Consider the following 14,660-nt stretch of genomic DNA (forward strand, 5'->3'; position numbering starts at 1 on the left):
GCGGTGAGTACGGTGATGTGGCGCGCAGATGCTTTGCTGGAGTCCATGTATAACGAGGCTATGGGACGAATGAAAGACAGGCAGGTTTCCATGAGCGCCGAAGAGCGCAAAGGGCATTTAAAGCAGGCACTTCGGCAATTGATCGGCGAATTCGAATCCAATGAAAGGCATAAGCCTGTACTGCTCGAACAGGAGCCGTGTGACGGGTATATTCGGGAGAGGGTGGAGCTATCCGCCGTACCGGGCGTGTCCTTTGCGGCGTATGTGTTAATTCCGGAGGGAAACCAAGGGAAGCCGATGCCGGCAGCCGTCGCCGTTCATGGCCATGGCTATGGAAGCAGGGAGATCGTAGGGTTGAAGCAGGACGGATCAAGGGATTCCGATATGCCCTGTATACACCGGCATTTCGCTGTCCAGTTGGTACGGCGGGGCATGGTGGTGATCGCTCCGGATGTAGCCGGTTTCGGTGAGCGCCGGCTTGCGGCGGATCTCGCACGGAATCCGGATGCCCCGAATTCCTGCCACCGGCTGTCCACCCAGCTGATGATGCATGGCAAGACGCTCGCCGGTCTCCGCGTAACCGAGACACTGAAGGCATTGGAGTATGTGGCCGAACGCCCGGAGGTTCAGGCTGACAGAATCGGCATCATGGGTTTTTCGGGAGGCGGGTTTATCTCGTTTTTGAGCGCGGCGCTGGATGACCGAATACGGGCTGCCGTGCTTGCCGGGTACCCCAATACTTTCAAGGACAGCATTATGGCGATGCAGCACTGTGTATGCAATTACATCCCCGGCATCTTGAACTATGCCGAGCTGCCGGAATGGTTGGGACTGATCTGTCCTAGGCCCTTGTTTCTGGAGTCGGGAACCCATGATCGGATATTTCCGGCTGCCGGCTTTGAAGCAGCAGCTCATGAGCTCAGGGAAATATATCGGCACAACGGTGCTGAGGAGAGGCTTCGAACCGATCTGTTCTCCGGAGCGCACGAAATTAGCGGCCGGTATTCGTACGACTGGTTGTTTGAACGGTTAAGCAGCCCGGATTTGTGAAGGGTACTCTTCCCTAGCCGATTCTAATCAGACACTAATTGTAACAGGGCATCGCACGTATGGGCCGCAAGAGACTATGGGTACAGTTGAAATAGAACAAAAAGGGACTCCTGAACATCAGGAGTCCCTTTTTTATACGTTATGCATGGTCGCCGCTATAGCGCTTTATGTTTACTCCAAGCCATCCTGCCAATCTTGGAGCAGGGAGTTCGCATCGGTATTCAATACCGTTTTGGCTTGATCGCTGACGTTGCGTCCCATCGCCTCCTTATTCAGATGCTTGGTGAAATTCTGCATATGCTTGACGGCATGATCCACTCTTCCCAGATCCAGTTGATGCTGTACCTGGTTAAGAGCGTTGGTCAGCTGAGGAATGAGCGCTCCGCTTACATCCCCAGAATCCGCGAATCGGTCGATTAATTGTTTCATGGAAAACACGCTGGTCATGACCCGGAACTGGACTGTCTTCTGAGTTTTGTTACCGGAGCGGTCTTCAGTCGTAACCGTTGCCGTTATGTCGCCCAAATTCCCGGCCAAATCGATGTCGATAGCGTCCTTGGTCAATGGATCCAGCGTATATACTTTATCGCCGATGGTTATTTCGGCTAATTGGATGGCAGAAGTGTCCATGATTTTGAAGCTGAGAGCCATGTAATCCTCCAAAGAATCGCCATCTTCCAAGCTCTTGCCATTAACAGTCAAAGAGAAGGAAGGAGAATCGGTAACCTCGATGGTGACTCCCTGCGATACATTCCCGGACCGATCAATGGACCGGATGAAGAGCGAATAGTCCTTGCCCGCTTCGATTCCCTGTATCACCGCTGTTTGAATTCCCCGATTTACCTCAATGACGTCGCCGACCTGCTGTCCATTACTCCGCAGCGTAATTTGCACTTTTTGAGCATCGATATCGTAGGGACCATCCCAAGACAGCGTCATCTTGCCCTCGCCGCGCTTCACCTGAACATTCTCTACCTCGCCCGGAGCAACATGGTCCTCTTCAGGCATAGGAGGAGTCGGAGTCTCTGTGAATACGGCCGGATCGCCAAAAGTGAATTTATCAAAGTTATATAACCAGTCTCCGCCTTTAAAAGACAGGAATACAATGTGTTTTCCCGTTACAGGGGTCGTTACATCCGTCGAGGAAACTTTGAAATTTTGCCAGCCCCCGGTTCCTGAGACGGTGGCTGTTGCAATGACCGGACCGCCCAGACTGTCCAGTCTGACCTCGATTGTCCCGCCAGCCGTGGCGCTGGCTGCATTGACATGGAATTGGGTAGGGCTTTCGCTGCCAAAATCGATGTAATTGTACATAGCATAAGGGTTATTCGGTCCAAACATCCCGGCCAGGTAAGTTTCCCCGCCGCCGGTTTCTCTGCCGAAGCCTACTCCGTTTGTATAGTTTTCGGCTTCCAGCTTGTCGTAAGCATCCCTTGCTTTTCCTTTCATGGTGGTAAAGGTGAACCACTCCAGATTGAGAGGGTAGTCACTGCCGTTCGCTCCCTTGAAAACAAGGTATACGTCGTGAACACCTACAGCTAAGGTGTCATCGATATTCGCCATGATATCGACCCAGTTATCCCAGCTTCCCAGCGCCGGAATTTGAATGACCCCTGCGGTAGGTCCATCCAGACTGTCCAATTTAACCTCGATCGTGCCGCCTTGATTGCCGCTGGCCACATGCACCGTGATGCCAGCCGCGCCAGATCCGAAATCAATTCCTTCATAAGAGGCATAGGCATTGTGATGGATTGCGTCCAAATATCCGAACTCGGCATGTTTACTAAGTCCTTCGCTGCTGTCGTAATTTCCGGCCTTAAGCTTGGCATAGGCGTCGGTTTCCGTCGGGTCCGTCGTTGTGAATTTAACCCAGTTCAAATTGAATAAATAATCGTCGTTCGTCTTGGTGAAGACAAGATACACATCATGGACGCCGGTTATCGCGCTCGGCGCTCCCTGGTCATCTTTAAGGAGGGTGACGGCATCGATATATTGATTCCAGTCGCCCGTTCCCTCTACGTTCAAGGTCCCGACTTTGGGGCCATCCTTGGAATCAAGCCGGATCTCAATGTTACCTCCGCCTGTTCCGCTGGACGCTCTGGCAATGAACCCGATCGCACCGTCTGATCCGAAGTCCACATTTTTGTAAGCGGCATAAGAGCCATGCTGTATTCCGCCTAATTGCAGCGAACCTTCGAACGCGCCTTCCAGAACGAAACCGGACCCGATATTGTAACGTTCCGCTTCGATTTTATCGAAGGGGTTTTTAACGCCATAATGAAGCTCCGCTTCCATCGGTTTGATACCGTTTAAAGCTTGAACGGCTGCGGCCGAGGACCAGGATTCATAGGTTCCGGACAGCAGTTGTCCCGCCCAGTTTCCATCCACGATATGATCCGAATTCCGGTGACTCCAGGCCATTTCGATATTGAATGCAAGCCATTCGTCGAATTCAGCACTGAATTCCGGGTACTGGCCGGTTTCATCCAGTGTCTTTTGCAGATGGGCCAGATTGCGCATAAGGATCGTTTTGCCGCCTTTCAGATCCCCGTTGGGACCTTCATAATTCAAAATCCCGTTTGAATCCACCAGATGGTTTTTGGTGAATTTAGCGGCTTTGACCGCGTCATCGAGGTAAACGGCATTTCCGGTCGCTTTATACAATCCGACGGCCGACCCGATGTATGTACCCTGGTTGTAGTGAGTGGCATCCGGAACCGCGCCATGTTCAATTTCGATGCGGTCGAACACTTTTCCGTTTCCGTCCGTAAGCATCGTTTTGCCCCATCTGAATATTTTGGTTGCCGCGTTTAGATAATGCTCATCTTTCGTAATATCGTAAAGATAAAGCGCCGCTTGCGCCGCCGGGAAATTAATGCACGCATTTTTGGTATTATGGTCGCTGTTCAGCCACCAAATGCCGCCGTTTGCGAACTCTTCATCCCACTGCGTATCGTACACAAAATCGAAATGATCCCTCGCGGCTTCCAAATATCTTGGGTTTCCGGTGATTTGATAGGCTCTGGCGCTTCCCATCGCCCACCACATAATATCGTCATTGAACGGGTTATTCGTCCAATCTTGCCCGTACTTGGCGACGGTGCCGTCATATACATCGTCGATTTGCGTTTTAAGCTCGGCTTTCAAAGCAGGATCGGATGTATGCTGATACGCATCCATGACCAATTCCCACAGCTCAGCCTCCACCCAGAAGTCTTGATGCTTTTCGCGCTTCGAGTCCTTCCAGAACATCTTGGCGTTCGGATCCCAAAATGTATCGTTAAAAGCTTTCATCGCTGTATCCCCATCTGATGCGGTATAGGCGTAGGCTTTGGACGTTCCGATGCCCGGCATGGAACCGAGCATGAGCGCGATAGCCAGAGGCACCGCCAGAAACCTGAAAAGTTGACCTGATCTTAGTGACATGAATGTTCCTCCTCTATTTTCAAATCGAAGCCGATCCGTTCCATTCATGATCGGCTTCATGAGCTTAACGGTTCCGGTTACTACTTGCCGGTCGTAATCACTTTGTTGATTTTTTCGGCCATCACATCCAGTTCGGTGATCGGGGCTTTGCCCATCAGAATGTTTTTCCATGATGCTTCAATGAACGGGTACGCTTTGCCAGCCCACGTCGACAGGAAACGAACCGGCTGCGTATTCTGGGATTTCAGGATATGATCCAGTCCTTCGCCCACTTCAGGATGTCCGGCCGTTTTCAGCGCTTCGTAATAAGCTGCGGAAGAAGCTTGATAGGCTGCGGGAGCCACCGGGGTTGAAGGGAGAACTTCCTCGTACATTTTGGAATCCAGATACTTGAGCACTTTCCATACCGCTTCCGGATTTTTGAGCGTTGCCGGACTGGACCAGCCTACGGCGTCATAAATCTCGGTCTGGCTGTTAACCACCGGCATCGGCACGTAGCCCCACTCCAATTCCTTCGGAGCCGTACGGATCAAATCGTCGGCTACCCATTGCCCTTGCAGGGTCATCGGGACTTTACCTTGTTTGAACGAACTCATGGCATTCGTTAAATCAAAGGTAGGAGGATTCATGTAACCATTTGCAATGGCAGCCTTATATTTTTCGACGCCTTCCCTGAACGGGTCGCTGATTTCCACCTTCGTTGGATTGATGATGGCATCAGCGAAGGGAGCACCGCCTGCGGAAACCGAATAGAGAGAGACATGGAAGGGGTCAAGGGGGGCGTAATAACCAAATTGCTGCACGCCGCCCTGATTGCTCGAAAGCTTCTCCATCGCCGTGAAGAATTCATCATAGGTCCAGCCAATCTTCGGTTCCGGAAGACCTGCATCCTGGAATGATTTTTTATTGTAAAAAATGCCGTATGTGTTCAAAAGGCCCGGCAATCCGACCAACTTGCCTTCATAGTACCAGCTGTCTACCACGCCCTCGTAGAAGCCCTCCATGAACGCTTTGTCCTGTGTTGCAAGCTCCGTCCAGTCATAGAGAAGTCCTTTGCCGGCATTATCGAGCAGCATGTCGTTACCGGTCATGAAGATGTCGGGTGCTTTCTTCGCCGTGATCATTCCGTTAATTTTGACACCGTAATTGTCCAATGGAGTAGGGATGAGCTTCACTTTGATGTCAGGGTTATCCTCTTCGAATTTTTTCATGGATGCCATGATTTTTTCGTTCATGGCCGCCGACTCCCAAGTAATCATCGTGACTTCGACGGGTTTCTTGGACCCGGCGTTATCTTCTCCGGATGGTGTGTTCCCGGGACTCGCCGAACCGGAGCCTCCGCCGCTGTTGCCGCCGCAAGCGGCCAGCAGACTTGAAAATAACAGTAAAGCGATGATTCCACTGGCCCACTTTCTTGCACCCTGTCTCATTGAAAGACCTCCCCAATGGTAAATTTAATGAACTGAGCATCACCTGTTTTTTACTTCAGTCAATCCCGGTCGGCATCACCTCCCATATGGTCGGAAGCTTTACTTTAAACCCGCGGAATTCATGGAGCCGAGCCCCTGCATAAAAAACTTCTGGCCAAAGAAGAAGAGCAGCAGCATCGGCAGGATATAAATTAAATCCGCGGCCATAAACAGATTCCAGGCTGTCGCATAGGTGCCCGTATAGGTAGCCATCGCCAGCGACAACGTCCATTTGCTTGGATCGATAATATAGAGCAAAGGTTCCAAATATTGATTCCATGCCCCTTGGAACGCAAATATTACCATGGTCATGATGACCGGCATGGACATCGGCACCAATACCTTAAGCAGCACATAAAGGTCCGATGCTCCGTCTATTTTGGCAGCCTCGTCAAATGAAACGGAGATTGTTTTTATATACTGTACAAACAGGAACGAGAATGTGGCGTTTCCAAAAAAGGCGGGTACGATAATCGGCAGCCAGGAATCGTACCATCCAATGCTGGTGTACAGGTTAAACATAGGGATCATGCCTACAAATCCGGGAAGCATGAGGCTCCCTATAAAAAGCGAGAACCACAGCTTACGTCCCGGGAACTTGAGCCGTGCGAGCCCGTAGCCCACCAGCACCGAGCTTATAATCTGTCCGATTGTGCAGGTAATCGCGATAAACAGGGAGTTGCCAAACGTTTGCCAAAAGTTGATTTCTTTTGTTCCGGTGACAAAATTGGACCAATGAAATTCCCGCGGAAACCATTCGGGCGGAATTTTGAACACGTCGTTGTTGCTCTTCAGCGCAATGGTAACCATCCAGAAGAGGGGGAACAGCATCGCAATGGCGCCGATCGCCAATAAGATAAAACGAATGGCGTCTATCCAGTTAAACCGTACTCTTCGCTTTACGCGTATGTCCGCTGTATTCAAATTTCCTCGTTGTTTGGGCCGTACTTCCGCTTGCATCACTTCTTACCCCCTTATTTGTCGCTTTCGTAATAAACGAACCGGTTGGAGTACCGATAAGAAATCACGGTAAAAATCATGATGATGACAAACAGTACCCACACCTCCGCAATGGCATAACCAAACATTCTTCCGTTGAAGGCGTCGGTATAGATTTTGTAATTCAGCAGGGAGGTGGAGAAGTTCGGGCCGCCTCCGGTCAGCACCTGAACCTGGTTAAACGCCTGGAATGCGCCGATGATGCCGAGTATAAGCTGCAGGAACAGGATCGGGGTGATCATGGGCAGCGTAATGTTTAACGACATCCGCCACCTGGAGGCGCCGTCGACTTCCGCCGCTTCGTACATTTCCTGGGGAACCGACTGCAGACCGCTCAGAAAAATGATGACACTGGATCCGACCTGCCATAAACCGATTAACACAATGGATGGAAGCGCTGTCGTTTCGCTGGTCAACCAAGTGCCCGGCGGCAGTCCGAACTCTCTTAGCAGCGAATTCGCCAGACCATATTGCGGCTCATAAATAAATTGCCACAACGTGAGCGTGGCGATGGAGGGAACGACAACGGGAAGATAAAAGATCGTGCGGAACCATTTGATGCCGGTCAAGTTTTTGTTCAGCATCATGGCCAATAACAAGCCTAGGATCAGCGATAAAGGAACACTCAGGATCACGAAGTAAAACGTTGCACGGATCGAAGGCCAAAAAGCCGGATCCTCGGTGAAGAGGTATCTAAAGTTCTCAAATCCGACAAAACGGGGGGAATCGTACCCGCTCCATTCTGTCAACGCGTAATACATGGACGACAACAGGGGGTAGGCGACAAAAACGCTGAAGCCGATAATGGACGGTAAAATGAACAGATATCCGATGACCCAGCCGCGAAGCTTCCTATTGGTTCCCATGGTGATCTCGATGACCTCCTCCAATATCTATCGCTTTGACTCGAATGCCGCAGTAATCCATGATCAGTTCGCAAAACATCATGTTAGCCCAGGAAAACCATGGGCGGGTATAACGGGCAGGGTCGTCGACCAGAAATCCTTCATGCATCATGCCGGTGCCTGCATCGGTATCCGCCATCAGCCGAAGCAGCCGAAATTTTTCTTCCCGATCGGTAGTCGTCAAGCCTTGAATCGCCAGCGCAATCGGCCAGATATAACGATCAGGCGTATGGGGGCTTCCAACGCCCGCAGCGGCAGTGCCCTGATAATAATACGGATTGGCGTGGCTCAGCACGAACCTGCGGGTATTTTGATAGACCGGGTCATCAGCGCTTGTGTAACCCAAATACGGAATGGACAAAAGGCTGGGGACGTTGGCGTCATCCATTAGCAGGTGGCTTCCCATCCCGTCCGTTTCATAGGCATAAATTTTGCCATATTCGGGATGCTCGAGAACGCCGTACGACTCAATGCCATGACGGATCTCTCCGGCAAGTTTCTCCGCCTCCGCTTCCAACTCGGGATCGCGCAGGACATCGCGGGAAATCTCCGCCAGATATCCAAGCACAACGACGGCGAACATATTGGATGGAATGAGGTATCCGTAGGCGCAGGCGTCGTCGCTCGGGCGGAAGCCGGACCAGGTCATTCCTGTATAAGCCACCTCCGTCCCTTTTCCGCCGCGCGGCAGCGTGTCGCTTGGAGGACAATCGAAGCGTTCGAAGTAATACGGCGATTTCGATTCATGATGCTGCTCGGTTCGCCAGATGTCCAGAATGACCTTAGCGGCTGAATGGAACGTTTGATCCAGATGCGAGGTCCTGCCGGTTTCTTTCCATAGCAGGTAAGCAAGCTGGATGGGATAGCATAACGAATCGATCTCATATTTGCGCTCCCATAGCCATGGATTCATGGCGGTGCGGTCGTTCTGGTGGCCTTGACCGGAAGGCGAATCATTGAATGCATTGGCGTATGGATCAAGCAGGATGAATGCTGTTTGCCTGCGTACGAGCCCCTCGATCAAATCGGCCAGCTTCTCGTCTTGGCCCGCGGGAACGAGGAAGGGGCGGACTTGGGCAGCCGAATCCCTCAGCCACATGGCCGGAATATCGCCGGTAATGACAAAGGTGGTACCGTCGGGCTGTTTTTGAATGGTCGAACCCAGCGTATTGTCCAGCATGCTCCTGAACATATGTCCGAGCTTCGGGTAAGCTGAGGTGCCTTCGGTTATCGTGCGGTTCAAATCATGCAGTACAGAAAAATAGTCCAACGTGTACATGTAAGCTCTTCTCCCTTCCATTCTTCAGGGTGTTGATCGTTTTGTAGGTCATTATATAAAACGCTTACATTTAATATAATTACATACCAATTTAATGTCAATATATTATATTGAGAAAAATTATGGCTGTTATATTGTGGAGTGTAATGAATGTCTTATCGATCAATCTGTGGGTCCGTCGCTTATATTTACAAAAAGTCAACCTCCCTCATTATGAGGGTAGAAATGCTGGACTTGAATGATTGATTTGAGCCAAAAAGTTTTGTATTAGATTCGGAAATGTACCGTGCGGCAAATGAAATTCATCGGTTGTTATAGCTTATTTTCATAACATGATATATTGGTATGTGTTGAATGAATTATCGACATTGCGGTAGTTCGTTGCTTGGTTGAGGAATCTACAAAAAAACAAATGGCGTATAATTGCGGGCCTTCTTTTATGAATGGTCGGACAGATGTGGGAGATTAAACGTTTTTACGAATCACTTTCCCGCGTACAGGCACTTCTGGGCCGTTGCCTACATACAATGAGAAGACCGAGAGACCGAGCGCGATAAGGGCCGGTTGCATTGTAACTTCGCAGGAGGTGTCCTAAAGTGCCTGGATTGTTTACCGCAATTGCTTTGTTCATAAAAGAGTTGACCCTGCTCGTTTCGTACGTGAAAAACAACGCGTTTCCCCAGCCTCTGACCGAGGAAGAGGAAGCTAAACATCTGCAGCGAATGGCCGAAGGCGATCCTCAATCGCGCAATAAACTGATTGAGCATAATCTTCGGCTGGTTGCGCACATCGTCAAAAAGTTCGATAACACCGGCGAGGATTTAGAAGACTTGATTTCCATCGGGACGATAGGACTCATCAAGGCGATTGAAAGCTTCAGGCCGAATAAAGGCACGAAGCTGGCGACATTTGCTGCCCGTTGCATAGAAAATGAGATACTGATGCATCTTCGTTCCTTGAAGAAGACACGAAAAGACGTATCTCTTCATGATCCGATTGGAACGGACAAAGAGGGGAATGAGATTACACTTATCGATATCCTCGGGACCGAAGCGGATGATATCGTGGATGCCGTGCAGTTGAAGATTGAGAAGAGTAAAATCTACCGGAACCTCGATATATTGGACGACCGGGAGAAGGAAGTCGTTATTGGACGTTTCGGACTGGAAGCTGGCGGAGAAGAACGGACGCAGCGTGAGATTGCCAAGGAACTCGGCATTTCGCGCAGCTATGTATCGCGGATCGAGAAGCGGGCGCTGATGAAGCTGTATCATGAGTTTTACAAGCAGAAGCGGTAGGAAGCAAGCTGTGTTAACCACTGATGACCGAAACGGGAATGTCGATATAGAGCTACTAAAGCCACTTCCTGTGATGGAAGTGGCTTTAGCTTGTTTTCTCGGGGCCGCAAACCGCATGCTTGGCAAGAGGCTTTTACCATACAGGTTCAAATAATTGTTCTGGGCAGCCTGTGAGCTGCTGCCGCATGATTTATGTAGGGCTCAGCTTGCTCGGCTTGGTCAGTGAATGCAGCCCAAAGCGCACCTGACGCTCGGATTTGCGCTGTTGCCATTGCAGCACGCGGCGAATCGCCATTGGAGCGATCATACTGCCAATCATGCCGAGCAGATCGGATTGGAGCGCTTTTTGAGCGATAATATAACCGCAAGACCCCCCGATAAATTCAATGGACATGTAGCGCTTTACGCTGGATAACGTAACAACATAAATCACGAATTCATCCTTTTCCTTATTAATAGGCATGTGCTCCTCCCTCCACTCCTTCCTCTCTCTCTAACCGCAGCCGACGGTGTATCTCTTCATGGGACCGCGAGTCGATAGAAGGTTCTCACAAGAAAAACATCCGCCACATGCGGTCGCCTTTTGAGAAAGTATGATGATCGGCGTTTTTCTTTTGCCATTTTATGTGTTTTTATAGGCCATTATGCTTAGGAAGCGGAGGTTACAAGCCTGGTTACGACAAAAACCAACCGTCTTGTCCAAAGAACGACGGTTGGTTTTTTAGGTTGGCTCTACTCGGGTTTCTTTTGTCCCGGGTCTGCTTGAATGCTCTCGTCTTCGCCAGGATACTCCCGTTCAATGCCCATATGCAGGTTGCGATCCTCATAATCAAACCGATTCGGAGGCCGCTGATCCTTGCGCCATGGGGTGCTCTTTCCAAGGGAATCGCTCCGGAGATCGGAACCGTAAGGTCCCTCGGGAAATTCCTCGGCCACCAGATCGTTTCGCTGTGACTCAACGGTAGACAGATCCGTAAAGTTATCCCGTTCTTCCTTCTTAAATCCGTTCATTCCTGAGACCTCCTGAAAAGGTGCTTAACCTACCATTTCAGTGTTCCCCTGAACAGGTGGAATCATTCCGTTATGTGACGTGGCATCCCAACTCGTGACAAGGAGAGATTTGCCTGTCCTGAGTATCTGCTAGTCAGTTAACCGCTCTCAGCATGCGTGGAACCTCTAATTATAATCCTGCAGCCCCGAATACGTTGTTGAAGGCTTGACGTGATTTGGCAACGAGTTCTTCCGGCGTGCCCGTTGGTGTGGAAGGCGTCAGAATTTCTTGTGTAACCGGGCCTGCATAGCCGATATCGTTCAGTGCCTGAAGAAACCCTGGCAGATCAATTACGCCTTCACCCGGATAAACCCGATCATTATCGAGAACATCCCCCACGGGAATATTCTTCGCATCATTAATGTGGACATGAACGATTTGTTCAGCCCGCAGCTGTCGGATATCCGAAACCGTCATCTCATTGGTGTACCAGTGATAGGCATCATATAGCAGCCCGACATTCGGTTCCCCGATGGCATCGATCCAATCCAATGTTTCTTGTACCGTCCAGATGAACAGGTTCTTCCATTGGGTGCGCAGATGATGCGGGCCTACGAACTCCAGGGCCAATCGAATTCCGTATGCTCCCAAAATGCTGGCACAAGCCCGCAGCCTTGTGGTGGCCAGAGCCATGAAATGAGCTGCGGGTGCATCAGTGGAAGGAAGAATGTATGTACAGCAGCGAGTGCAGCCAAGGGCCCTGGCCGCTGCCGCTGCTGCCGGCAGTTTCTCAAGTCCGCTTAGGAACTGCTCGTTCGACCCTCTCCATTCCACGGGAAGGCCGATCGCCCCGATTTCCAGTTGGTGGGATTTCAGCATATCGGCCGCCGCTTCTGTGCCTAGGCGGTCTACAAGACCTTTGGCATCGATATCGACGCATTGGAATTCATATTTGGCCGCGAGCTCGATAAACTGTAAATCGCTTTCAAGCTTTCCGAGTCCTGCGCTTGTTAAACCTTGCAGCATATTCATCGTCTCCATTCGCTATAAGATGTCGTATTGCTCTGGCGGGCGCATCGTTTATATCAACCCGTTGGTTTTTCATAGTTTCTATTATGATATGTTCAACTCTATAAATCTATGATCGCTTTTTAATTTTTTTAGAAAAGATAACGATTGGAGCCCCGATCAATTCGTTATTTTGAGAGAAAACGTAATAAACCGGCATGAATTCCTACCGTTTCGAAAGGGATTGCGGATGTGTTGCCGAAATAACCATGTTACAAGAACCTTCACTTCACTCGCGAAAAGGAGATTTAACTCAGAATGAATACCATTAACCTGCGTAAGAAAGAGCTTGGCAACTTGTATCCGGAACCTACGATCAACGTGGAGGCATTGAATCGATTTTGGGAGGAAGTGTTGAAGTCGTATAGCGGCAAGCCGCTTCACATGGCCATTCAGCCGGAAGCGACGCCATATCCCCATATGAAGGTATCCAAGGTAACCTATCATGGCTATGATGATACGCCCATCCATGCTTGGTATATCGCTCCAGCTATGCAACCTTCGGACGAAAAACCCCGACCGTGTATCGTAACCTTCCCGGGTTATTCCGGAGACCGTGGACTTCCAGAGCGGTATGCTCACTGGCTGATGCTGGGTTATACGGTGTTTGCCGCTGACGTCAGGGGACAGGGCGGGGAGACCGGGAATCTGCTGCCATTGGACAGCGGCGTGGTTAAAGGCTGGGTGACACAGGGGATTACAGATATTCGTCGCTCCTATTACATGGCAGTCGTTATGGATGCTGTGAGAGCGGTGGATGCGGCATCGCAGCAACCCGGAGTGGATCCGAAAAAAATTGCCGTGGTAGGCGGCAGTCAGGGTGGCGGACTGTCTCTGCTGGCAGGGGCCCTGAATCCGAAGGTCGCGGCCATTGTGGCCGATATTCCCAACATGTGCAGAATGGATTACGGGATTCTGCATTCGGTCAGCTCGCTGAGCGAAATCGCCCAATACATAAAGCGGTACCCGGAGCAATTGGATCAGATCCTGGAGCATCTATCGTACTTTGACATGCTGAATCTTGCGCCGCGAATCCAGGTGCCGGTCATGGTATCCGTTGGATGGAAGGATACGGTCTGCATGCCTGAAACCATATATGCAGCTTACAATCGAATGAAATCGGCAAAAGAAATAAGAGACTATCCGTTCTCCGGCCATGAAGTCAATGAGCACCAGAAGCGGGAGGGCGTCTTGTTCCTGGAACGGATTTTTAGCGGGGAATAGAACAAGGTGATAGATTTAGGACGTGAGCACGGGGCCCGACGCCCGATCAGGATTACTCTTTATTTAGGAAGAGGGCAGAAGTAAAGTAAACGGAACCACACTCAAAAAGATGTTATTTTAATGTTATATAAATTGACATTAATTAAGTTTTTGTTATCTTTTTTGACGTTTATGTATTGACAACAGCCCGATATCGCCTATAATTATACCCAAGGACAGAAAAAACTCGATAAACACCCTATACCTACCCCGGTCAATGTAATATTAATTTACACAAAAGGGATGTTGAACCATGATGACAGCAGGCGAACTCAAACAGGATCTTTTGAGGGTTTACAACGCGATAAATAAGAAAATATTTAACGTGGGTGTAAAGCAGCAAAAAGTCGATTTCGTTGGCAACAAAATCATCATTGTATCGAGGAATAGTAGAGTCCCCGTCCTCAAACTGCTGGATGAGAATTACCCCCTCTCTACCCGGCAGTTGGACCACCTTTTATTTCAGGTGTTCAAGCAGGAGATTAGAACCTCCTTGGAACAGCAGTTTCAATTTAAAATCATCTCCATTCTTAAAGACTATGATGCAGAGACCGAGTTTTCCGGTACCATCGTATTTTTGGAGAAGGATGTAGAAGCATATCTGAACGACATGCCGGAACTCTTGTAGTGCGGGTTCAAAAAGTCAGGTTTTCAGCACTGAAGCTTATGCTTCCGATGTGCGTTTTTTCAAAACGCTTTAGTTGGATGAAGCTAGGGACTGAGGAGCGGAGCGTAGGTGCTACGTGATCAAAAGATGACTTTTTGAACAACCTCGAGTAGAGAGCGGGCCGATCGTCAGTTTGGTACCAAGGCACACACATGTGTGCGGCTTGGGGCTGGACTGGCGATTTTTTGTTACATCCGCTTTTGAAAATACATGTTTGATGTTTCTGAAAAATCATGAAATCAAAA

General features: G+C 49.9%; 12 protein-coding genes. 4 read left to right on the top strand and 8 right to left on the bottom strand.

Annotation, left to right across the window (positions count from 1 at the left end; all coding sequences use genetic code 11):
* Window positions 1–15: 15 nt before the first annotated feature.
* A complete protein-coding gene (locus tag OHJ21_RS00695; RefSeq protein ID WP_394057470.1) occupies window positions 16–1,050 on the top strand; it encodes a dienelactone hydrolase family protein in 1,035 nt (344 codons plus the stop codon).
* Window positions 1,051–1,221: 171 nt separating this feature from the next.
* Here OHJ21_RS00695 and OHJ21_RS00700 read toward each other — a convergent pair whose 3' ends face one another.
* The 5 genes from OHJ21_RS00700 to OHJ21_RS00720 form a co-directional block, all read right to left on the bottom strand.
* Entirely contained in the window at window positions 1,222–4,476 is a 3,255-nt protein-coding gene (locus tag OHJ21_RS00700; RefSeq protein WP_394057199.1) for a carbohydrate-binding protein, read from the bottom strand.
* An 80-nt stretch (window positions 4,477–4,556) separates the two neighbouring features.
* Entirely contained in the window at window positions 4,557–5,906 is a 1,350-nt protein-coding gene (locus tag OHJ21_RS00705) for an ABC transporter substrate-binding protein (protein ID WP_100535851.1), read from the bottom strand.
* Between the two features lie 99 nt (window positions 5,907–6,005).
* Window positions 6,006–6,905, bottom strand: a complete 900-nt coding sequence (locus OHJ21_RS00710; protein ID WP_326112506.1) for a carbohydrate ABC transporter permease — start codon at window positions 6,903–6,905, stop codon at window positions 6,006–6,008.
* A 14-nt stretch (window positions 6,906–6,919) separates the two neighbouring features.
* Window positions 6,920–7,810 carry a carbohydrate ABC transporter permease gene (locus tag OHJ21_RS00715; protein ID WP_071222856.1) on the bottom strand — a complete coding sequence of 297 codons (891 nt, stop codon included), beginning with the start codon at window positions 7,808–7,810 and terminating at the stop codon, window positions 6,920–6,922.
* Window positions 7,797–9,128, bottom strand: a complete 1,332-nt coding sequence (locus OHJ21_RS00720; protein ID WP_486019165.1) for a glycoside hydrolase family 125 protein — start codon at window positions 9,126–9,128, stop codon at window positions 7,797–7,799. Before OHJ21_RS00720 ends, OHJ21_RS00715 begins: the two co-directional genes overlap by 14 nt.
* Before the next feature lie 596 nt (window positions 9,129–9,724).
* On the opposite strand from OHJ21_RS00720, the gene sigK reads away from it, so the two are divergent.
* Window positions 9,725–10,426 carry an RNA polymerase sporulation sigma factor SigK gene (sigK, locus tag OHJ21_RS00725; protein WP_006208952.1) on the top strand — a complete coding sequence of 234 codons (702 nt, stop codon included), beginning with the start codon at window positions 9,725–9,727 and terminating at the stop codon, window positions 10,424–10,426.
* 190 nt (window positions 10,427–10,616) lie between these two features.
* Here the strand turns inward: sigK and OHJ21_RS00730 are convergent, their stop codons facing one another.
* The 3 genes from OHJ21_RS00730 to OHJ21_RS00740 form a co-directional block, all read right to left on the bottom strand.
* The gene (locus OHJ21_RS00730) at window positions 10,617–10,889 is read right to left on the bottom strand and encodes a hypothetical protein (RefSeq protein WP_326112500.1); all 273 of its coding nucleotides are present in this window, start codon (window positions 10,887–10,889) and stop codon (window positions 10,617–10,619) included.
* 269 nt (window positions 10,890–11,158) lie between these two features.
* A complete protein-coding gene (locus tag OHJ21_RS00735) occupies window positions 11,159–11,437 on the bottom strand; it encodes a hypothetical protein (protein ID WP_100535854.1) in 279 nt (92 codons plus the stop codon).
* 169 nt (window positions 11,438–11,606) lie between these two features.
* Complete coding sequence (locus OHJ21_RS00740; protein ID WP_486019166.1) at window positions 11,607–12,443, bottom strand: sugar phosphate isomerase/epimerase family protein; 837 nt, start codon at window positions 12,441–12,443, stop codon at window positions 11,607–11,609.
* A gap of 300 nt (window positions 12,444–12,743) precedes the next feature.
* On the opposite strand from OHJ21_RS00740, the gene OHJ21_RS00745 reads away from it, so the two are divergent.
* On the top strand, window positions 12,744–13,709 hold the full coding sequence (locus OHJ21_RS00745) for an acetylxylan esterase (protein ID WP_486019167.1): 966 nt from the start codon (window positions 12,744–12,746) through the stop codon (window positions 13,707–13,709).
* A gap of 292 nt (window positions 13,710–14,001) precedes the next feature.
* Window positions 14,002–14,376 (top strand): Na-translocating system protein MpsC family protein, encoded by a 375-nt coding sequence (locus OHJ21_RS00750; protein WP_100535857.1) that lies wholly within the window; start codon window positions 14,002–14,004, stop codon window positions 14,374–14,376.
* Window positions 14,377–14,660: the final 284 nt, after the last annotated feature.

The organism is Virgibacillus sp. LDC1 (genome assembly GCF_025792345.1).
GTDB lineage: Bacteria > Bacillota > Bacilli > Paenibacillales > Paenibacillaceae > Paenibacillus_AQ > Paenibacillus_AQ lautus.

What these genes read in the sequence shown, in the direction of transcription:
- OHJ21_RS00700 (WP_394057199.1), bottom strand. Translation starts at nt 4,476, where the DNA reads ATGTCACTAAGATCAGGTCAACTTTTCAGGTTTCTGGCGGTGCCTCTG.
- OHJ21_RS00735 (WP_100535854.1), bottom strand. Translation starts at nt 11,437, where the DNA reads ATGAACGGATTTAAGAAGGAAGAACGGGATAACTTTACGGATCTGTCT.
- OHJ21_RS00740 (WP_486019166.1), bottom strand. Translation starts at nt 12,443, where the DNA reads ATGCTGCAAGGTTTAACAAGCGCAGGACTCGGAAAGCTTGAAAGCGAT.
- OHJ21_RS00715 (WP_071222856.1), bottom strand. Translation starts at nt 7,810, where the DNA reads ATGGGAACCAATAGGAAGCTTCGCGGCTGGGTCATCGGATATCTGTTC.
- OHJ21_RS00745 (WP_486019167.1), top strand. Translation starts at nt 12,744, where the DNA reads ATGAATACCATTAACCTGCGTAAGAAAGAGCTTGGCAACTTGTATCCG.
- OHJ21_RS00750 (WP_100535857.1), top strand. Translation starts at nt 14,002, where the DNA reads ATGATGACAGCAGGCGAACTCAAACAGGATCTTTTGAGGGTTTACAAC.
- OHJ21_RS00710 (WP_326112506.1), bottom strand. Translation starts at nt 6,905, where the DNA reads ATGCAAGCGGAAGTACGGCCCAAACAACGAGGAAATTTGAATACAGCG.
- OHJ21_RS00705 (WP_100535851.1), bottom strand. Translation starts at nt 5,906, where the DNA reads ATGAGACAGGGTGCAAGAAAGTGGGCCAGTGGAATCATCGCTTTACTG.
- OHJ21_RS00695 (WP_394057470.1), top strand. Translation starts at nt 16, where the DNA reads ATGTGGCGCGCAGATGCTTTGCTGGAGTCCATGTATAACGAGGCTATG.
- OHJ21_RS00720 (WP_486019165.1), bottom strand. Translation starts at nt 9,128, where the DNA reads ATGTACACGTTGGACTATTTTTCTGTACTGCATGATTTGAACCGCACG.
- OHJ21_RS00730 (WP_326112500.1), bottom strand. Translation starts at nt 10,889, where the DNA reads ATGCCTATTAATAAGGAAAAGGATGAATTCGTGATTTATGTTGTTACG.